The organism is Pseudomonas sp. BN606 (assembly GCF_029873115.1).
In the GTDB taxonomy this organism is placed as follows: Bacteria; Pseudomonadota; Gammaproteobacteria; order Pseudomonadales; family Pseudomonadaceae; genus Metapseudomonas.
Genome location: NZ_SSOF01000088.1, coordinates 161,849 through 187,263 on the forward strand (window position 1 = coordinate 161,849; position 25,415 = coordinate 187,263).

The 25,415-nt window shown below is 58.0% G+C and carries 17 protein-coding genes; 12 read left to right on the forward strand and 5 right to left on the reverse strand.

All coding sequences use genetic code 11. The features are described from left to right. The first annotated feature begins 14 nt into the window (after window positions 1–14). The 11 genes from E8E75_RS29100 (at window position 15) to E8E75_RS29150 (ending at window position 13,102) form a co-directional block, all read left to right on the forward strand. Window positions 15–1,697, forward strand: coding sequence for an AMP-binding protein (locus tag E8E75_RS29100; protein WP_280360106.1), 1,683 nt, complete (start codon window positions 15–17; stop codon window positions 1,695–1,697). 65 nt (window positions 1,698–1,762) lie between these two features. Further along, window positions 1,763–2,524 carry an SDR family NAD(P)-dependent oxidoreductase gene (locus E8E75_RS29105; protein WP_280347781.1) on the forward strand — a complete coding sequence of 254 codons (762 nt, stop codon included), beginning with the start codon at window positions 1,763–1,765 and terminating at the stop codon, window positions 2,522–2,524. Then, window positions 2,521–3,687 (forward strand): acyl-CoA dehydrogenase, encoded by a 1,167-nt coding sequence (locus E8E75_RS29110; protein WP_280360107.1) that lies wholly within the window; start codon window positions 2,521–2,523, stop codon window positions 3,685–3,687. Before E8E75_RS29105 ends, E8E75_RS29110 begins: the two co-directional genes overlap by 4 nt. A 2-nt stretch (window positions 3,688–3,689) precedes the next feature. Further along, window positions 3,690–4,751: a phosphotransferase gene (locus tag E8E75_RS29115; protein WP_280360108.1), complete on the forward strand. Its 1,062-nt coding sequence runs from the start codon at window positions 3,690–3,692 to the stop codon at window positions 4,749–4,751. Next, on the forward strand, window positions 4,748–5,536 hold the full coding sequence (locus E8E75_RS29120) for an enoyl-CoA hydratase-related protein (protein WP_280360109.1): 789 nt from the start codon (window positions 4,748–4,750) through the stop codon (window positions 5,534–5,536). Before E8E75_RS29115 ends, E8E75_RS29120 begins: the two co-directional genes overlap by 4 nt. Window positions 5,537–5,538: 2 nt before the next feature. After that, window positions 5,539–6,699, forward strand: a complete 1,161-nt coding sequence (locus E8E75_RS29125; RefSeq protein WP_280360110.1) for an acetyl-CoA C-acetyltransferase — start codon at window positions 5,539–5,541, stop codon at window positions 6,697–6,699. Window position 6,700: 1 nt separating this feature from the next. Continuing rightward, on the forward strand, window positions 6,701–7,699 hold the full coding sequence (locus tag E8E75_RS29130) for a nitronate monooxygenase family protein (protein ID WP_280347791.1): 999 nt from the start codon (window positions 6,701–6,703) through the stop codon (window positions 7,697–7,699). Then, complete coding sequence (locus E8E75_RS29135; protein ID WP_280347793.1) at window positions 7,696–8,472, forward strand: enoyl-CoA hydratase-related protein; 777 nt, start codon at window positions 7,696–7,698, stop codon at window positions 8,470–8,472. The genes E8E75_RS29130 and E8E75_RS29135 overlap by 4 nt, the downstream gene beginning before the upstream one ends. A 143-nt stretch (window positions 8,473–8,615) precedes the next feature. After that, on the forward strand, window positions 8,616–10,142 hold the full coding sequence (locus E8E75_RS29140; protein WP_280360111.1) for an acyl-CoA synthetase: 1,527 nt from the start codon (window positions 8,616–8,618) through the stop codon (window positions 10,140–10,142). 294 nt (window positions 10,143–10,436) lie between these two features. Then, window positions 10,437–12,068 carry a methyl-accepting chemotaxis protein gene (locus tag E8E75_RS29145; RefSeq protein WP_280360112.1) on the forward strand — a complete coding sequence of 544 codons (1,632 nt, stop codon included), beginning with the start codon at window positions 10,437–10,439 and terminating at the stop codon, window positions 12,066–12,068. 245 nt (window positions 12,069–12,313) lie between these two features. Then, complete coding sequence (locus tag E8E75_RS29150) at window positions 12,314–13,102, forward strand: hypothetical protein (RefSeq protein WP_280360113.1); 789 nt, start codon at window positions 12,314–12,316, stop codon at window positions 13,100–13,102. 136 nt (window positions 13,103–13,238) lie between these two features. Here E8E75_RS29150 and E8E75_RS29155 read toward each other — a convergent pair whose 3' ends face one another. Then, on the reverse strand, window positions 13,239–19,940 hold the full coding sequence (locus E8E75_RS29155; protein WP_280360115.1) for a DUF3320 domain-containing protein: 6,702 nt from the start codon (window positions 19,938–19,940) through the stop codon (window positions 13,239–13,241). Window positions 19,941–20,461: 521 nt separating this feature from the next. Between E8E75_RS29155 and E8E75_RS29160 the strand changes: the two genes are divergently transcribed. Beyond that, window positions 20,462–21,684 (forward strand): IS3 family transposase gene (locus tag E8E75_RS29160; RefSeq protein ID WP_280360116.1). Its coding sequence is split into 2 segments (ribosomal slippage): window positions 20,462–20,807 and window positions 20,807–21,684, totalling 1,224 coding nucleotides; the frame shifts between segments, so codons are not numbered across the junction. Window positions 21,685–21,777: 93 nt separating this feature from the next. On the opposite strand, the gene E8E75_RS29165 is transcribed toward E8E75_RS29160, so the two are convergent. The 4 genes from E8E75_RS29165 to E8E75_RS29180 form a co-directional block, all read right to left on the reverse strand. Further along, entirely contained in the window at window positions 21,778–21,975 is a 198-nt protein-coding gene (locus E8E75_RS29165) for a hypothetical protein (RefSeq protein ID WP_348530035.1), read from the reverse strand. 248 nt (window positions 21,976–22,223) lie between these two features. Beyond that, entirely contained in the window at window positions 22,224–23,423 is a 1,200-nt protein-coding gene (gene fdhA / locus E8E75_RS29170; RefSeq protein ID WP_280360119.1) for a formaldehyde dehydrogenase, glutathione-independent, read from the reverse strand. A gap of 152 nt (window positions 23,424–23,575) precedes the next feature. After that, window positions 23,576–23,959 (reverse strand): VOC family protein, encoded by a 384-nt coding sequence (locus tag E8E75_RS29175; RefSeq protein ID WP_179060091.1) that lies wholly within the window; start codon window positions 23,957–23,959, stop codon window positions 23,576–23,578. Between the two features lie 76 nt (window positions 23,960–24,035). Next, window positions 24,036–25,154, reverse strand: coding sequence for an S-(hydroxymethyl)glutathione dehydrogenase/class III alcohol dehydrogenase (locus E8E75_RS29180; RefSeq protein ID WP_280360120.1), 1,119 nt, complete (start codon window positions 25,152–25,154; stop codon window positions 24,036–24,038). Window positions 25,155–25,415 lie beyond the last annotated feature (261 nt).

Here is a 25,415-nt window from a genome sequence, read left to right on the forward strand (position 1 = left end):
GAAGGAGAGAGACCATGAAGAAGTCTTACACACGCGGAACGCAGGATCAGCCCCTCCTCTGCCAGACCATTGGAGAAGCTTTTGACGAGGCCATCGTGCGCTATGGTAATCGCCCTGCTCTGGTTTCGGCGCGCCAAGGGCTGCGCTACAGCTGGAAGGAGTTGGGAGAGGCTGTGGAGATATGTGCCCGGGCCTTTCTTGCATTGGGAATTGGCCGTGGTGAGCGCATTGGCATTTGGTCGACAAATTGTGCTGAGTGGACTGTTGTACAGCTGGCCAGCGCAAAGGTCGGTGCCGTCCTAGTCAACATCAATCCGGCTTACCGACGTTCAGAGTTGGAGTACGTGCTGGCGCAATCGGGCTGTTGCTGGGTGATCTGCTCCGACTCATTCAAGTCGACCAATTATCACGAAATAGTCCGCGCTGTGGTTCCGTCGATTGTCTCCTCGAGTCCAGGCAATCTGAACGTAGGCGAGTTTCCCCAATTGCGTGGCGTCATCACGTTAGCCGACGAGGCGCCTGAGGGCTTTTTGCCATGGGCGGCTCTCGCTGGCTTGGCCGAGCACATCGGCTCAGACCTGTTGCGTCAACGTGAGCTCACCTTGCAGTTCGATGACCCAATCAATATCCAGTACACGTCCGGGACTACGGGGTTTCCGAAGGGGGCCACGCTCAGCCACTACAACATTCTGAACAACGGTTACATGGTTGGCGCCCGGTTGGGGTTGACCCAGCAGGACAAGTTAATAATCCCAGTTCCGCTGTATCACTGCTTCGGCATGGTTATGGGTAACCTGGCTTGCCTGACTCATGGCGCAACAATGCTTTACCCCGGTCCGTCATTTGAGCCTGATGCCACTTTGCGCATGGTCGCTGAAGAGCGTGCCACCGTGTTGTATGGCGTGCCGACTATGTTCATTGCGTTGCTGGATCACCCGGCGCGGGCCCAGGTTGATCTAAGCAGCCTGCGTACAGGCATCATGGCCGGTGCCACTTGCCCTATAGACGTGATGCGTAGGGTAATCGGCGAATTGCATATGACCCAGGTGCAGATCGCTTACGGAATGACCGAAACCAGCCCTGTGTCGTTGCAGACCCATTCCGATGATGATCTGGAACTACGGGTCACCACTGTTGGCACCACGCAGCCACACCTGGAAACCAAGATCGTTGACACCGAAGGTCGCATCTTGCCTCGTGGCATTGTGGGTGAGCTGTGTACCAGGGGCTACAGCGTAATGCTCGGCTACTGGAATAACCCCCAGGCAACACAAGAGGCCATAGATAGCGCCGGCTGGATGCATACAGGTGATCTCGCCGAGATGGACGACGCTGGCTACGTACGCATCGTAGGGCGCAGCAAGGACATGATCATCCGCGGTGGCGAGAACATTTACCCGCGCGAGATCGAGGAGTTGCTTTATCGCCATCCGGCAATCGCTGACGCTCAAGTGATTGGCATTCCCGACTCGCGCTACGGGGAAGAGGTTGTGGCCTGGATCAAGTTGCGCTCAGGGCAAACTTTAAACGAAGAGTTACTGCGCACCTACTGCAAGGAAAATATCTCGCATTTCAAGGTTCCGCGCCATTTTACCTTTGTCGATGAATTCCCAATGACTGTGACCGGCAAAGTGCAGAAATTTCGCATGCGTGAAATCAGTTTTGCGGAGATAAACAAAATCTCTGATTCTCAGTAATAACGTCTTGCTAATTATTGTTGTGTTTGGCAAGTGCTGTTTAAAACAATAAAGGACCTAGACTCATGCAAATACATGAAACATCTGCAGTTGTAACCGGCGGAGCTTCTGGCCTAGGCGAAGCGGTCGTACGTCGACTTTCCGCCGCTGGCGCAAAAGTGGCGATTATTGACCTGAACCGTGAACTGGGCCAACGACTTGCTGAGTCCATTGGTGGGGTATTTATTGAGACTGATGTCACCGACGAACTAGCGGTAGAGCGCGCCCTTGACGCCGCTGAGGAAGTAAATGGACTGCCTCGTATACTGGTAAATTGCGCTGGTATCGGAGCCCCGGCAAAGGCGATCAATCGCGACGGTACTGCTTTGCCGCTCCAGAAATTTAATCAGATTATCAACGTCAATCTCACGGGCAGCTTTAACGTTCTGTCGAAGTTTGCTGCGCGCTTACATGTGGCTGATGCACTGGGCGAAGAGCGTGGGGTGATAATCAATACTGCCAGTGTTGCTGCCTTTGACGGCCAAGTTGGACAGCCGGCCTACGCGGCGTCTAAAGCAGGCATCGTTGGTATGACGTTGCCACTGGCGCGAGAGTTCGCCCGCTACGGCATTCGTGTGATGACTGTCGCTCCAGGTATTTTCCTTACGCCGCTACTCGCCACTCTGCCAGAAGAGGCTCAAGTTTCTTTGGGGCAGCAGGTCCCGTTCCCGAGCCGACTCGGGCAACCGGATGAATTCGCGCAGCTAGTCGAAGCGATTGTCGTGAATCCCATGCTTAACGGTGAAGTCATCCGCCTGGACGGTGCAATTCGGATGGCCCCGCGATGAACGACGATCTGCAACAGGCTGCGGTGATCGCTGATCGGGTGGAGCGGTTTGTGCGAGACGTGGTTGTGCCCTATGAACAGGACTCTCGTCGTGATCACCACAATTGCCCTACGGACGCGCTCGTCATCGAACTGCGGGAGCTGGCTCGGGAAGCTGGCGTTTTAACACCTCATATCCTGGCTGACGGACGTCACCTGAGCCAACGTGGCACTGCGTTGGTTTTGGCAAAAACTGGTCTTTCCCCTCTTGGGCCGCTGGCTTGCAATACTGCCGCGCCTGACGAAGGAAACATGTATCTGTTGGGCAAGGTTGGTAGCCCCACGATCCAAGAGCGCTTTTTGCGGCCGTTGATCGAAGGGCAAATGAGGTCGGCGTTCTTCATGACCGAACCGGCTGAAGAAGGTGGTGCCGGTTCTGATCCGTCGATGATGAAGACCACCTGTCACCGTGAAGGCAACGATTGGATCATCAACGGCCGCAAGGCATTTATCACCGGCGCTGAGGGAGCTGGCGTCGGGATTGTAATGGCCAAAGCTGAGGAAGGTGCTTGCCTGTTCCTGATTGAGCTGCCTAACCCGGCTATTCGGATTGAACGCATCCCGCGAACCATCGATAACTCAATGCCAGGTGGACACGCAGTAGTCCGCCTAGAAAACCTTCGAGTACCTGCGGAACAGATGTTGGGTGAGGCTGGTGAAGGTTTTCACTATGCGCAAGTTCGTCTCGCTCCAGCGCGTCTGTCCCATTGTATGCGCTGGTACGGCGCCTGCGTGCGAGCCCAGGAAATCGCTACTAACTACGCCAACAGACGCATGGCTTTTGGCAAGGTGCTTATCGAACACGAAGGCTGCGGCTTCATGCTCGCCGAGAATCTGATCGACCTGAAGCAAGCCGAATTGATGATCGACTGGTGCGCTGGGGTACTCGACAGTGGGGCTCAGGGCGGTACCGAAAGTTCGATGACCAAAGTTGCCGTTAGTGAGGCTCTCATGCGAGTGGCCGATCGTTGCGTACAGGTCATGGGTGGAAGCGGCCTCACCGAAGACACTGTTGTTGAGCAGGTATTCCGCGAGATTCGTGCCTTCCGTGTGTATGACGGTCCGACCGAAGTTCACAAGTGGTCACTGGCTAAGAAAATTAAGCGTGACTGGATCCGGAGGTAAACATGAGCTCGCACGAAGCAGTAGTAATCGCCGGTGCCGACAGCCTCGACGAACCGCTGAATTTCGACAGCGCTTCACTTGAACGTTGGATGATCGAACATGTCGACGGATTTATCGGCCCCCTGAATATCATGCGGCTTAAGGGCGGGCAGTCGATCCCCACGTATCGACTTGATTCATCGTCGGGGAGCTACATTCTGCGTCGTAAACCGTCTGGTCCTGTGCTCAAAGGAGCGCACAGCGTCGAACGCGAGGCACGGGTTCAGCTAGCTCTTTCCACTAAGGGCTTTGCGGTACCTCAGATCATGGGTGTCTGTGAAACCACTGATGTAATCGGCAGTGCGTTCTATGTGATGGAGCGGGTTGAGGGACGAATCTTCTGGGATGCGACCTTCCCAGGTGTGGAGCGGCGCGAAGCCTACTTCGATGCGATGAATACCACCCTTGCACAGTTGCATAGCATCGATCCTGTCACTGTTGGCTTGGCCGACTATGGCCGCCCAGGAAATTACTTCTCTCGACAGATCGAACGCTGGACGCGGCAATACCTGGATGACCCAGCTGCCGGGCGCGATGCAAACATGGACGCCCTGGTTGAATGGTTGCCGGCACACATCCCGGTCGGTGATGAATCGAGCATCGTGCACGGTGATTTTCGGTGCGACAACATGATCTTCCACCCCAGCGAGCCACGCATTGTGGCGGTGCTGGATTGGGAACTGTCGACTCTGGGAAACCCCCTGGCCGATTTCGCCTATCACGCCATGATGTACCGCATGCCTCCACACATCGTCGCCGGCCTCGCCGGGGCAGATTTGCATGCATTGGGCATTCCTTCCGAAGACGAATATGTCGCGGAATATTGTCGTCGAACCGGGCGCAACAACATTCCCGACTGGCCGTTCTACATCGCTTTCAATTTTTTCCGGCTGGCCGCGATTTTCCACGGTATCCAAGGACGCGTACTGCGTGGCACGGCAGCATCGACCAATGCCCGCGAGCGCGCCAGAAGCTTCCCGATGTTGGCTGAACTGGCGCGACGCGCCATGGAGGAGTGCAAATGAGCGCGCCTGTGCAGATGCGGATCGAAGGGGACATAGCCTATCTAACCCTGAACCGCCCTGAAGCTGGTAATGCCATCGACCTCGCGCTTGCTCATGCACTGCTGCAGGCAGTGATTCGCTGTGATCAAGACGCAGGAATTCGTTGCGTAGTTCTTAGTGGCTCTGGTCGATTTTTCTGCACGGGAGGTGACCTTGGTGCCTTCAAGGCTGCAGGGGATGAAATCTCGGGGTTCCTCAGCGAGATTGCCGGTGTGTTGCACATGTCCATTTCACGCCTTATGCGGATGAACAAGCCCATGTTGGTGCTGGTGAATGGCCCGGCAGCCGGGGCTGGATTCAGTTTGGCGCTTGCAGGAGACATTGTGGTGGCCACTCGTGGGGCCAGTTTTGCTCCTGCATATGGCTCGGTAGGCCTGAGCCCTGACGGCGGGTTGACTTGGCATCTGCCTCGCCTCTTGGGTATGCGCAGAGCGCAGGAGGTGATTCTTCTGAACCAGCGCCTGAGCGCCGTGGATGCTGCTCAGCAGGGGCTGATAACCCTAGTGGTGGACGACGACGCTCTCCATTCAGAGGGCGCACGACTTGCACGCGCTCTGGCCGATTCAGCTACTGCCGCTATCGGCCGCACCCGCCGACTTTTGTTGGAAACCTACGGTGGCGGCCTCGAATCGCACCTGGAAAAAGAAGCCCGCTGTGTCGCTGAGTCTGGCGCCGGTCCTGAGGCCCGTGAGGGCGTCACGGCCTTTAGCGAAAAACGTCAACCGAATTTCCAAGTAGGAGTCTAATAATGGCTGAAGCCTATATTGTCGGGGCTGTACGTACTGCCGGTGCTCGGCGCAATGGTCAACTCGCATGCTGGCATCCGGCGGATATGGGGGGGGAGGTGATCAATGCGCTTCTGGAGCGAAGTGGCATTGATCCGGCGGCCGTTGATGATGTGATCATCGGTTGCGTCACGCAAGCCGGCGAGCAGTCTTTCGCCTTTGCTCGAAATGTGGTGTTGGCTTCGTCCCTTCCACAAAGTGTGCCGGCTGTAACCATCGATCGCCAGTGCGGTAGCTCTCAACAGGCGGTCCATTTTGCTGCTCAGGCAGTGATGTCTGGTGTGCAAGATGTGGTAATCGCTGGCGGCGTCGAAAGCATGAGCCGAGTCCCAATGTTCTCCAACCTGTCGTTCCATGAGCGTGAAGGTTTGGGGGTGGGCCCATTCAGTGAACGGATCAAGAAGCGGTTCGGCGTCGAGACCTTTAGCCAGTTTGAGGGCGCGGAGATGCTCGCGCAAAAATATGGCTTTGATCGAGAAACCCTGGATCGCTATGCGCTCCAAAGTCACCAGCGTGCGTCGCACGCAACCACATCTGGCGTATTCCAGGACGAGATAGTTCCCCTGGCTACCGATACTGGGTTGCATTGTCGGGATGAGGGTATTCGACATGATGCGACTTTGGAGGGGATTTCTTCGGTTCGTCTAATCAGGGAGGGCGGTGTGATCAGCGCCGCCAACGCCAGCCAGATCTGCGACGGTGCATCCGCGCTCTTGATAGTGAGTGAGCGGGCGTTGAAGGAGCACAACCTGATTCCGTTGGCGCGGATTGTGTCGATGGCCGTCACCGCCGGTGATCCGGTGATCATGTTGGAAGAACCTATCCAAGCGTCCCGACGTGCACTGCAACGAGCTGGCTTGAGCATTGCTGATATTGATCTTTATGAGATCAACGAAGCTTTTGCTCCGGTGCCCCTGGCCTGGCTGCAGGCACTGGAAGCCAATCCGGACCAGCTCAATGTCAATGGCGGGGCTATTGCTCTCGGGCATCCATTGGGCGCCACCGGTACCAAGCTTATGACCACTCTGTTGCACTCGCTCAAAGCTCGCGGCTTGCGCTATGGCCTGCAGGCCATCTGCGAGGGTGGTGGCGTCGCAAACGCGACTATCGTGGAGGTGCTTTGATATGGCGCTCCACACCCGAGTCACAGAATTACTCGGCATCGACCACCCAATCGTTCAGGGCGGCATGATGTGGGTTGGCCGCGCCGAATTGGCCAGCGCCGTTTCGAATGCCGGAGGGCTCGGCATGCTTACTGCGTTGACTCAGCCGACACCGGATGATCTGCGGCGAGAAATCGAGCGCTGCCGGAAGATGACGGACAAGCCATTCGGCGTGAACCTGACCATCTTACCCTCGGTGAGCCCTCCGCCTTATGCAGAGTACCGCAAGGCCATCATCGACAGCGGCGTACGGGTCGTCGAGACGGCGGGAAACAAACCGCACGAGCATGTCGAGGACTTCAAGGCGCATGGGCTGACGGTGATTCATAAGTGCACTTCTGTGCGCCATGCACTTTCAGCGCAGAAGATGGGCGTCGACATCGTCTCTATTGACGGTTTCGAATGTGCCGGACACCCAGGGGAAGATGATATTCCCGGTTTGGTGCTCATTCCCGCTGCCGCTGACAAGATCCGGGTGCCGATGATCGCCAGCGGTGGATTTGGTGATGGTCGCGGCCTTGCTGCAGCGCTTGCGCTAGGCGCGGAGGGTATCAACATGGGTACGCGCTTCTGCGCAACTGTCGAGGCGCCAATTCATGATGCGATCAAGCTGTTCCTGGTGAACAACGATGAGCGTGACACGCGGCTGATATTTCGGCAGTTCCACAATACCGGACGCGTGGCGCGCAACAGCATCTCTGATCGCGTGGTAGCTATGTCGCAGCAACCGGGGGTGACTTTCGAGGATATTCGCCCGCTGGTAAGTGGAGCTTGTGGGCGTGAGGCCTTGGAGACAGGAAATCTCGATGCTGGTCTTGTCTGGGCAGGCCAGGTCCAAGGGCTGATTCATGACATTCCGACTTGCGCAGAACTGTTGACCAGAATCGTTGATGACGCAGGTGAAATCATTAACCGACGCTTACCCGGATTCTTTCGTGCCCACCAGGAGGTAACTGCATGAGCTACCAGTTTATCCGTGTAGAACGTGAAGGCCGTCTGACGACAATTATCCTCAACCGACCTGAGGCTCATAACGCACTCAACGCTGCGGCGCATCTCGAGCTGCAACAAGCGTTCGACGACTTTGGGGCCGATGAGGAACAGTGGGTCGCGATCGTTACGGGCTCGGGCAGCAAGGCATTCTGTGCTGGCCACGACCTCAAGCAGCAGGCAAGTGGTGGCGGCTTGGTTACTCCGGAGAAAGGTTTTGCCGGGCTGACCGCGCGCTTCGATTTGAGTAAGCCGGTAATTGCTGCTGTGAATGGAGTGGCCATGGGCGGCGGCTTCGAACTGGCGTTGGCTTGCGACATCATCGTTGCATCTGAGAACGCAGTGTTTGCTCTGCCTGAACCTCGCGTCGGCCTGGCAGCGCTGGCGGGTGGGCTACAGCGCTTGCCTCAGGTTATTGGTCTCAAGCGCAGCATGGGCATGCTGCTTACTGGGCGCCGGGTTAGTGCCCGTGAGGGAGTGGACCTTGGCTTCGTCAACGAGGTTTGCTCCGACGATGTGCTTTCCCTGGCCCGCTGTTGGGCTGCGGAGATGTTGGCGTGTAGTCCTCTATCCCTGCGAGCCACCAAAGAGGCAGTGCTTCGTGGACTTGATGTGCCCATCGAAACAGCCCTTGTCGAGGAATGGCAGTATCCGCAGGTAGTTTCGATGCTCGAGTCGATGGATGCCATTGAAGGGCCGCGTGCTTTCGCTGAAAAGCGGCCGCCACAGTGGTCAGGTCGCTGATAAGCGACTTGCTCCCCTAGTTCCCGATCAACGCTATGGATGACCTCCAGAATTGCTCAGGCGAGATGGTTTTCTCTGCCTTGAGTTCCATTAGTTGACAAACCCGGGAACCAAATCTGGGCACAAAAATAAGGATAACCATCATGCATCCATCCATTCACGCACTTTCCGCGCCTGACAAGGCAGCCTGCATCCTTGCTTCGTCTGGCCAAATCCTAAGTTACGCAGAACTTGAGCGCTTCGCTAACCAGGGAGCACATCTGTTTCGTGCCCTTGGTCTGCAACGCGGAGACACCGTCGCGGTGCTTCTCGAAAACGGCCTTGATGTATTCACCATCTCCTGGGCGGCTCAGCGCTGTGGGCTTTATCTGACAGCTATTTCTAACCGCGCCTCTTCAAACGATGTCGCCTACATAGTCAGCGATTCTGGGGCACGGGTCTTGATAGCCTCAGACACGTTTTTTGAACTCGGTCTGAGTGCTATCCAGCGTCTGGAGGACAATGCACCACGGTTCTTCAGCACGACAGCCTTCGCTAAGGAGCGTGCAGCCAAGGCCGTAACTCGCATTGACGACGAAAGCCCGGGCGCTGACATGCTGTACTCGTCTGGAATGACTGGGCGCCCAAAAGGTGTGAAGCCGTCACTCCCCGAGGGGCCTGTCGCCAACGAAAGTCCATTGATGTCAATGGGACGTCAGTTTTATGGCATGGGATCGGATAGCATCTATCTGTCTACTTCGCCGCTCTACCATGCTGCGCCATTGCGCTGGGCGCTTGCGATCCAGGGGCTTGGTGGCACCGTGGTAGTCATGGAAAAGTTCGATGCCGAGCAGACGCTTCAGCTAATTGAACGCTACTCCGTTACACAAGCGACCTTCGTGCCGACGCACTTCGTTCGCATCCTCAAACTGCCAGCTGAGGTCCGCGACGCCTATGACTACTCATCGTTGCGTGCCGTGGTACATGCTGCGGGTCCGTGCCCTATTGAAGTTAAACACGCCATGATCCAGTGGTGGGGACCGATCATTCACGAGTATTACTCGGGCACAGAGTGTTGCGGGCTTACCGCCCTTAATGCAGAGGAATGGCTTCGCAAACCGGGTTCAGTTGGACGTGCTGTGTTGGGGACAGTCAAGATCCTCGATGAGGAGGGCCAAGAGGTACCGGCCAGAACTGTGGGGGATATCTACTTTGCCGATGGTCCTCGCTTTGAGTACCACAACGACCCGGAGAAGACACGGAAGGCTTACGACCATCGAGGGTGGGCAACATTAGGTGATATAGGCTGGGTTGATGAGGACGGCTACCTTTTTCTCACTGACCGAAAGAGCTTCATGATCATCTCCGGGGGTGTAAACATCTACCCGCAAGAAATCGAAAATGTGCTCATGACACACCCCGATGTGGATGATGTGGCAGTGTTCGGTATAGCTGATGAGGAGATGGGTGAAAAGGTAGTGGCCGTTGTGAAGCCTCGCGATCAGCAAACAGCTGGACCAACCTTGGCAGAGCTCCTTCGTGCATTTGTGCGTGAGTCGCTGGGCGGAGTGAAATGTCCGCAGCGCGTCGATTTTCGCGATGAATTGCCGCGTGAACCCAACGGCAAGCTGATGAAGCGTCTGCTACGCGAGGAGTATGAGAAAAGAATGGACACCTCCTCTCCCGATTGAGCAGTGTCTGCGCCTGCAGGTAGGGCATCAGCGGCTTTGTATTGAAGTGGGGTTGTTTGGGCATCGCTTTCCTCGATTTGTTGAACTGTTAACGACTGCATCCGCCAGGGATGGCATATGTCGGTCGTCGGCGGTGATCTGGACAGCGCAGAAAGCCCTAAACAACCAATTGCCCATGCCGAAGGCTATCCAATGATCGATGGCCCTGCACCTTCAGGGGGCGTTTCTCACCGCACTCCATTCGCCTGTGCAATAAGGCACGTCAGACCTCTCATGGCATAACGGAGCTGGATCATGCCCGGACTGCGCCAAGTTCCCATCAGCCACCGCCTCTGGCTGATTCTGTTGACTTCCCAGGTAATACTTCTCGCCCTAGCCGGTTTGTTGCTCATCCAGAACTTTGGAGACCTGCATGCCGCGAAAGCGCTGAAAACCCAGCATGTGGTTGAAACCGCGAGCAGCATCCTGCGCTACTACCGAGAACAGGAAAGCGCTGGGAAGCTCGACCGTGCGCAGGCGCAGAACCAAGCCATCGAACTGATGCGCAGCCTGCGCTACAACGGTAATGATTACTTCTGGCTAGAGGACCTCGAGACACGCATGGTCATGCACCCTAGCCCAAAAATCGAAGGCAAAGTGATGACGGGTACCCTTGATCCTGATGGCAGACCATTTTTCGACGAAATGGTGAGGGTCGCCAAGCACGATGGGGCTGGACTCGTTCACTACAGTTGGCCTCGTCCGGGCTCGGAAGCGCCGGTGAAGAAGGTGTCCTACGTGGAGCTATTCAAGCCTTGGGGTTGGGTAGTTGGTTCAGGAATATACGTCGACGATGTACAGGATGAATTTCGCGCACACGTACTGAATACCTTGGGAATAGTGTTGGTGACGGGCCTTCTGCTCACTGTCCTCATCGTCCTGATCGCCCGCAGCATCGCTTCGCCGTTATGCGAAGCGGTCAATGCTATGGCCAATATTGCCAGCGGGGAAGCTGACCTTACCCGTAGGCTGGACGACTATTGGCACGATGAACTCACAGATTTGGGCAACCATTTCAATACGTTCACCCTCAAGTTACAGGGGGTCATCGGCCATTCACTGGAAACTGCCGGCTCGCTCGACCATGCGTCACGATCCCTTGGCGTAATTGCAAGCGATGCCCAGTACCAGAGCCTACAGCAGTCGCGGCAGATGGAGTTGGTCGCCACCGCGGTGCAAGAACTCTCCTACTCCGTGCAGGAAGTGGCGGCAAACGCTGAGCACGCCGCCAGCGAAGTACGCGATGCCGAAGAACAGGCACGCAGGGGGCAGAACAACATCGGCAGCAGCTTGGAACAGATCGACCAGCTCTCCAGTACCATTGGCAAGGCAGTGGAAGTGATTCAGTCACTGGCCCAGGAGAGTACCCAGATCAACTCTGTGCTCGAAGTGATCCGTTCCATCGCCGAGCAGACCAACTTGCTGGCCTTGAATGCCGCAATCGAGGCAGCTCGTGCCGGTGAACAAGGGCGGGGGTTCGCCGTCGTTGCCGACGAGGTTCGCTTACTGGCGCAACGCACGCAGAAATCCACTGCCGAAATCCAGACAATGATTGAGCGTCTCCAGGCCAATTCCGAGGCTGCCGTTCAGGTCATCGACGAGAGCAGCCATGCGTCCACCCAGACCGTCGATAAGGCGCGCCTGGCAGGCATTAGTTTGGAACAGATCGCACAGTCACTGCGCAATCTGACAGACCTGAATGCATCTATAGCCAGTGCTACCTTGCAGCAGTCCCAAGTGGTAGAGGGAATCAACCAGAACGTGACGCAGGCGGCCTCACTGGCTGAAGCGAATGCCGTGGCCGCTAGCCAATCGAAAGAGGCAAGCTGCCACCTTGACGCTCTAGCTAGCCAGTTGAATCAGACCCTACGGCAGTTCCGCGTATAGGCTCGTACTGGATTCCTGGTACATGACGAAACGGCGTACCGGCAAGCACCTGGTTTAGCGCCTTGCGTTTGAAGGATTCGGGAAAAACGGAGCTGCCCTACTAGTAAACAGGGCCAGCGAGCAATGCTCGCCGGCCCTGTTGTTTACTCTTTGATGCCCTCTATTCCTTCGGGGCCAATGGTCTCGACCTAACTGCGAAAGCCAGTTTTGGATGGCTGGCGCCGCTGCCTCCCCAGGCAGCGGCCATGCACCGTCTCGGTGCATCCGTTTCAACATTCAGTGAAAAAGTTTCAGTGTTTGTTGAAAAACTACGTTTGGACAGCTACCAGCCTGGTTTCTTTGCGCGGCTGTTTGGCATGCAGCAGCGTCAGCTCCAGTCTCTGCAGAAGTCTGTTGAGAAGGGGCGTTCGGAGGATTCCAGCCGTTTCACGAAAGAGAGGGCAGCTTGGCAAGCTGAACACTCGGAGTGGCAAACGGATCATGCGTTGGCTCAGCGCCTACTAAGAGGAGAGGGGCAGGCCAAGTTGGATGCGATCAAGCTGTTGAACCCTTTCGAAGACATCTCGATGCTGGGCACGTCCGTCAGATTCGTTGTCGGTGAAAGCGGGGTGGTCGAGGCGTTCCTCGGCGTACACGGTGAGCGTGTCATCCCCGCCGAGAGTAAAAGTCTGCTCCAGAGCGGCAAGCTGTCTACCAAGAAACTGGCCGCCGGTAAGTACAACGAGCTGCTGCAGGATTACGTCTGCAGCTGCGTGTTGCGGGTAGGTCGAGAGCTTCTAGCAATTCTGCCCGACGACCTGGTGATCGTGACTGCTACAGACAGGCTGCTCAATCCAGCGTCGGGGCACCTTGAGGAATCCCCATTGCTCAGTGTTGCGATTTCCCGGCGGACGCTCGCACTGCTCAACCTCGATGCCATCGACCCGTCTGAATCAATGAAGAACTTCGTTCACCACATGTCCTTCAAGAAAACCTCGGGATTTTCGCCGGTCGAGCCCCTGCTGGCAGAGAACTTTCTGTCTGCTGCGTACTGAAGAGAGCAACTGGAGATTGCACGCTCTTGTGCAAGCGGTCTCTGCCCGCCACGTAGCTGATCTTCAAACGTGCGGATCGGTTTTCCGAAGGAGCGCAGCAGCAAAGACGGCGGAGTGACCTCCGCCGTCCGCGCCTCTAGGGGGCATCCGTCCGGTGAACGCTTGCGATGACCTGCTCGAGTCTTAGCTTGCTCTGTGCAGAGACTTTCTGCAGCCCCAGATCACGTGCCATGGCATAGAGCAGATTGTCGCGCACTTCCCCGCGGGCCAATGCTTCGCGCGCGAGAGCCTCCAGTTCCTTCTGACTGATTTCATCTACGCCGCGCAGGTTGTCGGCATCGGCAGCTTTTCGGAAGGTGACTGCATTGTCGTCATCAAGGTGCGAGGGCCAATAGAAATCACCGAGATCTTCCACCGTCTTGCGATGGGACTGTTCGGCCAGGAAGCTGACTCGTTCACGAATCCGATTGCCGGTGCGCACCCAGCCATGCGCCCTTGCAATACGCTGCGCCAGGATGAGGTCGAGTACCGGACCCTCATGGGCAACGATATGGGCAATCATTGAAGCCAAGGTTCCGTCGTAATGGTCTTCGAAGAAGGCCTCCGGATCGACGGTTTCAACTGCCACAAGCGGGTCGACCTTGCGGTACAGCGCAGTTGTGGGCGCAGAGACGGCACCGACCGCAATTCCAATCGCTCGTGCATATTGGCTGCTGGCCCGGGGCTCTTCAGCGGGGTTATCAACCGGCAAGGCGATGGCCTCTGTGGGCGGTGCCTCCTCACTGATACTTTCTACTACCTCTTCCACCGTTGCAGCATGATTGGCCAAATCGGCTTGCTCGCTGACCTTGCGGGTACGACTTTCCGCCAGCAGGGCCTCCAGGTGTTCGTGAAGCTTTTCGGCTGTGCCGGCGGGGTTGATCCACCAATCGGTCGACCAGACCCGCAAGATCTCCCAGCCGAGGCCACGTAGGACCTGCTCACGGAGCTTGTCGCGGTCACGGGCTGTGGCGCTGCGATGGTAGGTGGCTCCGTCGCATTCAACCCCTGCGAGGTAACGGCCAGAAGCGTCCGGATGGACCACCGCAAGGTCTATGCGGAACGCCGAGACGCCGACCTGAGTAACGACATGCCAGCCCTTGCGACCCAGAGCCTTGGCGACCTGCTCTTCGAACGGACTGTCGAAACTGCCAAGGCTATCGGCCGTTGCTTCGATGATTGCGCGCGGGCCACGCTCAGCGAATTCAAGGAAATGCTTCATGTCACGCACGCCAATCGACTGGGTACGCGCCAGGTCGATGACTTCGGGGCTGATGGTGGAGAACACCAGCAACTCGTGACGGGCGCGGGTGACGGCCACATTCAAGCGACGTTCGCCACCGGGGCGGTTCATCGGCCCAAAACTCATCGTCATGTGGCCTGCGGCATCACGACCATAGGTGATGGAGAAGTAGATGATGTCCCGCTCATCGCCCTGCACACTCTCCAGGTTCTTGACGAACACCGGTTCCAACTGAGTATCAGCGAAATAGCCTTCCAGTAACGGATCGTTGCGGCGCTCAGCATCCAGCAAATCCTCAATGAGCCGTTGCTGCTCGCTGTTGAAGGTAACGACGCCAAAGGTCAGTCGGTTTTCCTTCACCTCTCGCGTGCGTAGGCGTGCCACCAAATGTGCGACGAGCGCTTTGGCCTCGCCTAGGTTCGTACGTGAGCCGCCCCTGTCGTAGACACCTTGAACAAGGTTGAGGCTCACTGCCCGGTCTGTGGTAACCGGTGACGGGAAGGTGACTAGGTTGCCCTTGTAGTAGCGGTGGTTGGAGAAGGTGATCAGGCTCTCGTGCCGGCTACGGTAGTGCCAGTTCAGGTCGAGGGTTGGCAGGTTTGCGCTCAAGCATTCGTCCAGAATGCTCTCCAGGTCCGGTTCCACATCGTCGTCTTCGTTCGTCGTTTCTGCACGGTCGAAGAACGAGGTCGGCGGCATCTGTTTCGGATCCCCCACCATGATCACCTGCCGTCCCCTCGCGATGGCGCCGATGGCATCCCACACTGGGATCTGAGAGGACTCGTCGAAAATCACTACGTCGAATACGGTCGATGTCGTCGAGAGGTACTGCGCGATGGACAGCGGGCTCATCAGCATGCACGGCGTGAGTTTGGCCAGTGCGGCGGGGATGGTCGAGATCAGTTCGCGAAGCGGTTTGTGTCGTGTCTTCTTCGAGATTTCATGGCGTAGCACACCCCACTCAGAGGCTTGCGTCACGCTGTCGGGTGTTGGCAGTTCTGCGCACAGACGGGCCCGCAGCAGGTCGCGTGTCAGGGCAGTGAACTTCTCATCCAGGGCGCGGAAGTCTCGGATGCGCTGCTCGTGCTCGACGCTGACGAAATTGCGAATAGTCGGTTCCTGATCAACCGTCGCGTTCAACCACCAGCGGGCATAGTTGGCCTGGAAGACTTTCTTGATTGTTCCTTGGACAACCAGGCCCGTTTCCAGTGCTTGAATGAGTGGTCGCAGTCCCACGCTGGCGGCTTCATCGCGGACTTTGCACCAGGCACTCCAGGCGTGCAGGTTGTGCTCCGCCTGAATGATGCCTTCACATTGTTGGAGTTGTGCTTGAAGGGGGAGGGCGTCGAGGTGCTCTGTTCCCTCGTTGCTGAAGTGGGCGTCAGTGACCAGCCGGCAAAGACTGTTCGCGAGCGTTGCGGTGGACTTCAAGTATTGCTGGCCGTGGCGGGAGACTAACCCCTGTGGCTCAAGAAGTGCGTTGCCGTCGCCCAGCAACTGCAGCAGGGACGACTTCACCGCGGTTATTGCATCCGGGTTCTGTGCCAATTGAGCAATGGCTGTCGCGATGTGTCCTTGGAACTCCACCGCGGCGCGCGCCACGTCGACCTTGGTATGCAGGCCAGCCCAGATGCCGGTAGCAAGCTCACGTAGATCCGCGAATTCCTTGAGATTCCGCTCGGCTTCCGACCGCTGCTTAAGCAGGGCGTACTGTCCGCGCAGCGCAGGCCCACATTTCCCGGTGGCTATCAGCTCATGGTCTTGCTCAAGATGCCCCTCATCGACGAGCCCACGGCGTTCCTGCTGAAAGGCAACTGCGGCGACAAGGTTGGTTCTGCAGGTGTTGAGGTCCTGCCAAATACCCTCGGAAACCGGATTCAGGCTCTCGCCCAGTGTGGTGATCTTCTGGTGAAGCGCACGTAGTTCACGCATCCTCAGGAGCGCGCTCTTCAGCGTGGGGCCGGCTACCTCTTGAGTGATCAGGTCAAACCCATCGTCTTCCCAGGCGCGATTCTCTTTGGCTGCGAGGATGGCGCCTTGAAGCGTTTTTACTTGGCGAATTGCGGCAAAATCGGAACGAGCGCCGCGCCAGAATTCGACGGTGTCGGCACCAAGGCCCAGGTCATCGATCTGCCTGCGCAGCTCGCGTAGAGAGATCCAGTTCTGCAAATCAACCGGGATGTTAGGTGCATGCTCGCCGTCAATGACTTGGCTGAGTTGCTGCTTGATCCGCCGTTTGCTTAACCAGGACATGGGCCAGAACGCCCCCTCGGCCCGCTCCCACTCTCCCAGCAAGGCAGTGACATCCAGGTCTTCGATGCCAGGGGTGTACGGCACCGAGAGGCACTGACGCAACGCGCTGATTTCGTCAAACAGCTGGATGGCCCGTGACAGCAGAACCATGGTCGGAACTGGCAATGGTTCCGGTAGCGCTTGCGTTAGTTGAGAGTGCTGTTCGAGCAGATCCAGACCGCCTTGGCAGGCAGCAATCGTGGATTGCGACCAAGGCGCAGGAAGCTTGCTGTTTATCTCGCGATGCAGCTTAACCAGCTCACAGCCTTGTTGGAGCCGCTGTGCGATGAGGCGAGCATCGGGGCGAAGGCTGAATCGCCAGTCCTGTCCTGCTGCTTTGGGGAGGACATTGGCAAGAATGGAAAGGCCGTTTCGCGAGGCACGCGTGAGTTCAACGTCAGGTAGGTTGGCTGATTTGATGAAGCTTGCGGCAGCCGCTTCAGTCGATCTAATCGCAGGGATCGCCTCACGAGCAGCCTGGATTACCAATTGCTGCCAGGACGGCGACCAGTCGTGCTGGCGGATGGCGCCCAAGGGATGGGCGGTTAGCTTTTGGTAACCAATCGCCTGGGCGTTTACCTCTAGGCGATCGGCCAGCTCCAACAGCCGATGCAAGGCTTCGCGGTCGTGCATCAGCGGCGTTGGCCATGTCAGCGCAACGGCAGGTAGATCTTTTCCGGCGATGGTGGCGCCGATGGCATCGTAGATGCTCAGCCCATTCGGGTATCGGTAATGCAGGCGGTCGACATAGACGTTCAGGCTTTTGCGCAACGATTCAAGTCGTTCGGCCTCAAGCTTCCAGGTCTCGACGTCAGCATCACCGCGAGCTTGCCAAGCGGCATTGAGTTGCGACAGAACGTCCGTCTTACTCGCCTTGTTGGAGTGGACCTCCAGGCAGAACTCGCCCAAGCCCACCTCGCGCAGGCGACGGTACACGACATTGAGCGCCGCAATTTTTTCCGAGACGAAAAGCACACGCTTATCCTCGGCGATGAACTGGGCAATCATGTTGACGATGGTCTGGCTCTTGCCCGTACCCGGGGGGCCAATCAGGACGAAGTCCTTTTGCTGCGAGGCGGCAAGGACGGCAGACAGTTGCGAAGAGTCGTACGCGAGAGGGCAGAAAACCTGCTTCGGACTGTACTCGGCATCGAGCTTGTTGTTGGCCGGAAACGGCGTGTTGGTGGTCGAGTTGTACGCGTCGCGTGGCGTATCCAGCAGGTGGCGTACGACAGGGTTGTCCCGCAGCGCGTCGGTGCGTTCAGCGAGGTCTTTCCACATCAGGTACTTGGCGAACGAGAACATAGAGAGGACGACGTCCTCACTAACCTCCCAGCCTTTGATGTCCTTCACCGCAGAGGCAACATTGCGCCAGATCGCGTCGATGTCCAGCCCCGACTCGTCGCGCGGCAATTCCCCCTCGGCAACGCCCAGATTCAGCTCGAAGTCTTGGCGCAGCATTTCGATCAGTGTCGGGTTAAAGCGTGGTTCATCATCATGCAACGTGATGGTGAAACCCGAGCGTGCGCTCTTACGTTCAAGGGTCACCGGCACCAGGATGAGTGGCGCACGATAACGCTGATCTGCCCTGTCCTCGCGTGTCCAGGAGAGGAAACCCAACGCGAGGAAGAGGGTGTTGGCACCGCCTTCTTGCAGGTTCGTTCTCGCGCCGCGGTACAACTCGATCAGGCGGCTATCGAGCTCTGCCTGCGGCAACGCGATGAACACCTCGTTGCGTTTCAACGCATCCAACGCGTGCTGTTGCCGGACATTCTCGCGCTCGCGGGATTCGTACAGCTCCTTATCTCGTGGGTCAGCCCCATCCATGAGATCCGGCCGCGTCATCAGCTTGATTTGCTTCCCAGAGGCCAGCAAATCCTCAAGCTGGCTCGGCTTAGGCGCCTCGAACCTCAGTGCTTTCTTGCCCGTCTTGAAGTTCAGCAGGTTGTTGCGTAGCGACAGATCCAGCAGCTTGCGTTGCCAACGTCCAAGGCGATCCTTGGGATCAAGGCTCGCGACGTCGATGTTGTCCGTGACTTCACTGGGCAAGGCCAAGGGCGCTTCAATTTCTGGAGCTACGACCTGTGTGGCGTCATCTTGCGTGGCGTTGCCACTGGGAGTCTGGGCTTCGCCGCTGGCCATCGGCTTAATTCGCTGCAGGCGTGCCCGGCGAATATCCAATGCCATTTCAAAGGTGGCTTCCTTACCCTCGGCAAGGTGATCTGCTCCCCGCTCGATGGCGTAACGCAGTCCAACGGACGGACGTTGGGTCGCCAGGGTCGTTTCGAACAGGACGAGCTCGTTGAGCTTGATGCGCTTACGCAGTGCCGTAATGTCGTCGACGACCGTTGTCGTGAACTCCTCATTCTTCAGCCATACGCCAGCAAAGGCGTGGCCATGAGTGAAGATAATCAGTGGGTTAAGGCCTGCCTGCTCCAGCAACGCACAAAACAGCATGGTGAGATCGAAACAGGTTGCAAGACCGTGCTCAGCCAGGTGACTGGGGCTCCGTACCTTCTGCCCATCCCGTTCGAAACTCGCTGGTGGTAACGCATAGTCGAGCCCCATGGCGACCACGGTGCTCCAGACGGCGGAGAGAATCTCCCAAGCATGTGCTGGGCCGCTGGCGTAGCCATCCAGAGCAGCGCTCTTGCCATGCTTGCGCAGCAGCTCGGCGGCTTTCTTAAGCAAGGTTTCCACTGCCAGGTCATTGGGCTGCACGAAGGCTGCCGTTAACTCCGGTAGGTGAGCGAGACCACCCCACTGGTTGCGGGGTAGCACTTCCAGCGGATGTTCCGTTTGCGCGACTACCGCACGAAGCTCGTCGGAGGAAGTACCTTTGCAGGTCAGCACGAAGTTGAGGGTCGAGTATTCGGCTTCGGTCAGCTTGGCAAGCATGCTCGCATCGATGGCCAGATCGAGCCCCGGAATTTGCCGAAATACTTCAGCGCCAAGCTCTGAAATGTGCCAGGTTTTCGGCTTGAAGACAGCCGGATCAGAAGTGAGTGTCAACTCCAGATCGCTGTACTTTTGCTCCGTCTCATTGACCACGCGCAACTCGCGAATGAGCGGTACGGCGTTCTGATAGTCAGCGAGGTTGAGCTTGGTGACGACAGTAGTCTGGATCCTGACCGCTTTGACTGGTGACGGCTCCGCCGACTCGATCGGTGTAGTGTCTTCGGCCATCGCAGTCTCAGTGCTGGACTCAGCAATCTCAATGTTGAGCAGACCGTTGCTGCCGTTCTCAACCATATCATTGCTCATCTGTGCCTCCCTGCCGTCTATTTCGTATTTGGATCAGCTCTAACCCGAGCAGAGTTCCGAATTCTGGATCTCAACCAGTACTACCCACTTCGCTTGCTCGACAGCCCACCCGCATAGCACAACACGACATCCAGCGAGCCAAAGGTCTAGCAGACTGATCGCGTAGCGCTTGACGTGAGATAACCTCCAACACTGCTGAATGTATTAGCAGTCGATGCGTGTGAGCATAGGATTCTCGTGCCTTGCTCTGACGAACGAGCTTCTGTGAGGAATAACTTATTCCCAGTGGTGGGATGGTACCCGTAGTAGATGAGGGGTAGCCATGTGCCATGGGTGGTGTGCGTCAGCTTAATGCAACCGCGCATCATATTGCTCCAGCAGACCTTTGCGCAGAACCCTTTAAACCTCGGTTCGACAGATACCATTTCTAGCACTGGAGAGCGGGGTAGGGTGGGCGAGCCCCTTGAAACACAGGACACCGTTTCCCCCTTACCATAAGGGATAGGCAAACGACTGTGTTTATGACTACCAGCAAAGACAAAACCATCGAAGTGCTCGGCCAGGAGCGGCGCCGCCGTTGGAGTGCCGAGGAGAAGCTGGCCATGGTGCGCGAAAGTTTCGAACCCGGGCAAAGCGTCTCGGTGGTGGCCCGGCGCAATGGCATCAATCCCAACCAATTGTTCCACTGGCGCAAGCTCTATCAGGACGGCAGCCTGTCGGCGGTCAGTGCCGGTGAGGCCGTGGTGCCGGCCTCTGAGTTGGCCGACGCGCTGAAACAGATCCGCGAGCTGCAACGGATGCTGGGCAAGAAGACCATGGAGGCCGAGATCCTCAAGGAAGCGGTGGAGATCGCTCGCTCGCGAAAATGGCTTGCGCACTCACCCTTGTTGCCGGGGGACGACCAGTGAAAGCGGTCAGTGAAAGTCTCGGTGTAGCGCGCTCGCAATTGACGGCTCGACTCAAACAGCCCGCTCCAGGGCCGCAGCCGCGTCGGCGCCGGGCGCTCAACGATGGAGTCCTGGTCGAACAGATCAAGCAGGCAGTCGGCACGTTGCCCAGCTATGGCTATCGGCGGGTGTGGGGGCTGTTGCGTCGACAGCATGAGCAACAGGCCCTGCCACCGGTCAACGTGAAGCGGATTTACCGGGTCATGCGTGACCACGATCTGTTGCTGGAGCGCCGGCGCAAACAGCCGGGCGTGGCACGGCGTCACGAAGGTCGTGTCGCGGTGGACACGAGCAACACCCGCTGGTGTTCGGATGGCTTCGAGTTCCGCTGCGAGGATGGTGACAAACTGCGTGTGACCTTCGCCCTGGACTGCTGTGATCGCGAAGCCATCAGCTGGGTGGCCAGCCCAAACGGCTACAGCGGCGACGATGTCCGCGACGTGATGCTGGAAGCTGTTGAACAACGCTTCGGTGGCGAACTGCCCGCATCGCCGGTGCAATGGCTGAGCGATAACGGCTCGGCTTATACCGCCGAACAGACCCGAGCCTTTGCCCGACAGATCGGCCTGCTGCCCCTGACCACCCCAGTGTGCAGCCCGCAGAGCAATGGCATGGCGGAGAGCTTCGTGAAGACCATGAAGCGTGACTACATCCACCACATGCCCAAGCCTGATCGAGCGACGGCCCTGCATAATCTGGCCATCGCCTTTGAGCATTACAACGAGGAACATCCGCACAGCGCATTGAACTACCGCTCACCACGAGAGTTCAGGCGCTTGGCTGAGGCATCAACTTAACGGGGTGCCGGTGTCCGGTTTGATAGGGGCAAGTCCATAGGGTTCCGTTCACCCAGTAGGCACAATTCAGGTAATAGCAACTGTCGCTGAGCTTTAAGGCGCGTACTGCCCCATATCGGCAGAGTCCAGGTTTTCAGCAATGTACCTGACCAGCTTGAGCGGCTCGGTGCTGTCAATGATAGAGAGCATCAAGTCCCGTTTGTTGTGGGGAAGGCAATTGGCGCAGCGCTTGGCTGTGGCCTTGATGGCTGCATTGGTGCCATGAATGTGAGCGGTGAGGAAGAGGGCCAAGGTGGCATCTTGAAGGTTCAAACGGATGTGCTCGCTGTGTGTCCCAAGTGAGTGGGCCGTGTGCCGTAAACTCTGCTCAATCCTACTCACTCCAACGATTGGGCGTGCCCTGTGGTTGTGATAGGGATGGGCAGTCAGCGGGGACCGGATGCTCACTCGTTAATTGATTGTGGGAAAAAAGAGGAGCCCGAAGGCTCCTTAAGGTTGACGCCGCAGGCACAGATCGCGGCGTCGACGGTAGAATCGATTCAGGCTGCGCTGAAGGTCTTGTGCGGGTCGATGACGAATTTCTTCGGCACACCGGCATCGAACTCGCCGTAGCCACGCGGTGCGTCGTCCAGGCTGATGACCTGCACACCCACCACTTCAGCGATGTTGATGCGGTCCCACATGATCGCCTGCATGAGCGCGCGGTTGTACTTCATCACCGGAGTCTGGCCGGTGTGGAAGCTGTGGGATTTCGCCCAGCCGAGGCCGAAGCGGATGCTCAGGCTGCCGATCTTCGCTGCGGCATCGGTAGCGCCCGGGTCCTCGGTGACGTAGAGGCCGGGGATACCGATCTTGCCGGCCACGCGGGTGACCTGCATCAGCGAGTTGAGCACGGTGGCCGGCGCTTCGTGTTGCGCACCGGAATGGCCATGGCCACGCGCTTCGAAGCCTACAGCGTCGATGGCGCAATCCACTTCCGGCTCGCCCAGCAGAGCAGCAATCTGCTCGTGCAGCGGGGTGTCTTGGGACAGGTCGGCGACCTCGAAGCCCTGCGCTTTGGCATGCACCAGACGCACCGGGTTCACATCACCAACGATGACCACGGCGGCGCCCAGCAGGCGGGCGGAAGCGGCGGCGGCGAGGCCCACGGGGCCGGCACCGGCGACATACACGGTGCTGCCCGGGCCGACGCCGGCGGTGACCGCGCCGTGGTAGCCGGTGGGCAGGATGTCGGAGAGGCAGGTCAGGTCACGGATCTTCTCCATGGCCTTGTCGCGGTCCGGCAGCTTGAGCAGGTTGAAGTCGGCGTAGGGCACCAGCACGTACTCGGCCTGGCCGCCGGTCCAGTCGCCCATGTCGACATAGCCGTAGGCACCGCCGGCGCGGGCCGGGTTGACTGTGAGGCAGACACCGGTGTGCATTTCCTTGCAGGAGCGGCAGCGGCCGCAAGCTACGTTGAACGGCACGGAAACCAGGTCGCCGATCTTCAGGCTTTCCACGTCACTGCCTTTCTCGATCACCTCACCGGTGATCTCGTGGCCGAGCACCAGGCCGACCTGGGCGGTGGTACGGCCGCGCACCATGTGCTGGTCCGAGCCGCAGATGTTGGTGGAGACCACCTTCAGAATCACCCCGTGCTCGATCTTCTTGCCGCGGGGATCCTGCATTTTCGGGTAGTCGATCTTCTGCACTTCGACCTTGCCCGCACCGAGATAAACGACACCACGATTACCAGACATGCCAACTCCTTCCACTCATGCGAGTGTTTCGGGATTCGGTGGTTTCCAGAGGAACCACTGAAAGTTCGTGATTATTGGTTTCGGAGGAGGGCGCACATGCATGCAACGGCAGTGCGCCTTCGATAGCGCCTTAGGTTCGGCGCCTGATGTGCTTACTCAGCTTTAAAGCAGTAAACCGCCAGCTTGTTCCCATCGAGGTCGCGAGCATATGCGGCGTATGCGTTCGGAGCCCAACCACGCGGGCCGGGAGCACCTTCGTCTTTACCGCCGGCAGCAAGGGCAGCGGCATGGAACGCATCAATGGCGGCGCGATTGGGTGCTTCGAAGCTAACAGTGACACCGTTACCTACGCTGGCAGGTTCGCCGTTTGCAGGTTTCAGTACGAAGAAGGACGGAGCGTCTACGCCCCAGATAGAGCCATTTTCGCCAAGATCTGCAATGCGCTTATTACCCAGCGCACCCAAAACGTTGTCGTAGAAGCTACGGGCTTTGGCCAGGTCGTTGGTGCCAACAGTTACGTGCGTGAAGATGGACATCTTGTGATTTCTCTTTGTGGGTCTAAAGATGGCTGGAGAGCATTGCTCTCGGCCTTGGATAACTGGGTCGTTAGACTCAGTCTTGAAACTGGATAACCGTTCGGATGCTCTTGCCTTCGTGCATCAGGTCGAAGGCCTTGTTGATGTCATCCAGGGTCATGGTGTGGGTGATGAAGGTGTCCAACGGGATCGCGCCCTGCTGTGCCTTGTCCACGTAGCTCGACAGTTCGGTGCGGCCCTTCACGCCGCCGAAGGCCGAACCGCGCCAGACGCGGCCAGTCACCAGTTGGAACGGACGGGTGCTGATCTCGGCACCGGAGGGCGCCACGCCGATGATCACGGACTCGCCCCAACCCTTGTGGCAGCACTCGAGCGCGGCGCGCATCAGGTTGACGTTGCCGACACACTCGAAGCTGTAGTCGACGCCGCCGTCGGTGAGCTCGACGATGACGTCCTGGATCGGCTTGCTGTGTTCCTTCGGATTGACGAAATCGGTAGCGCCCAGCTCGCGGGCCACCTCGAATTTGTCCGGGTTGATGTCGATGGCGATGATCCGTGAGGCCTTCGCCATCTTGGCGCCGATGATCGCTGCCAGGCCGATACCGCCCAGGCCGAAGATGGCTACGGTGGCGCCTTCTTCTACCTTGGCGGTGTTGAGCACGGCACCGATGCCGGTGGTCACTCCGCAGCCGAGCAGGCAGACCTTCTCCAGCGGGGCGTCCTTGGGAATCTTCGCCAGGGAGATTTCCGGCAGCACGGTGTATTCGGAGAAAGTCGAGCAGCCCATGTAGTGGTAGACCGGCTCGCCGTTGTAGCTGAAACGGCTGGTACCGTCGGGCATCAGGCCCTTGCCCTGGGTAGCGCGCACTTTCTGGCAGAGGTTGGTCTTGCCGGATTTGCAGAACTTGCACTCACGGCACTCGGCCGTATAGAGCGGGATCACGTGGTCGCCCACCGCCAGCGAGGTGACGCCCTCACCTACGGCCTCGACGATGCCACCACCCTCGTGACCGAGGATGCAGGGGAACACGCCTTCGGAGTCAGCACCGGACAGGGTGTAGGCGTCGGTGTGGCAGACGCCGGTCGCCACGATGCGCACCAGGACTTCGCCCGCCTTGGGCGGCGCTACGTCGACTACAACGATCTGCAGTGGCTGATTGGGGGCGAAGGCCACCGCAGCGCGAGACTTGATCATTCCAGATGTTCCTCGTTACTTGGATTTTTTGTTGGTTGCGGTCGTGCTTGTGCCGCGCAGCAACGAACCGTGCACTCGGGCTCGTATAACAATTGCAGTGGTAATGCCTCAGAACACCTATCGAACGATTGCCCCAGGGGTAGGGCGTGACAGGCTAGGAAGGAGAGTCGTCACGCAACTGATGAGGACTCATGGTCTTGAACTCGCAACTGTCGTTTTGATGCACGAGGTTTGGATCAGAACCCGCTCCATTGCAGAGCG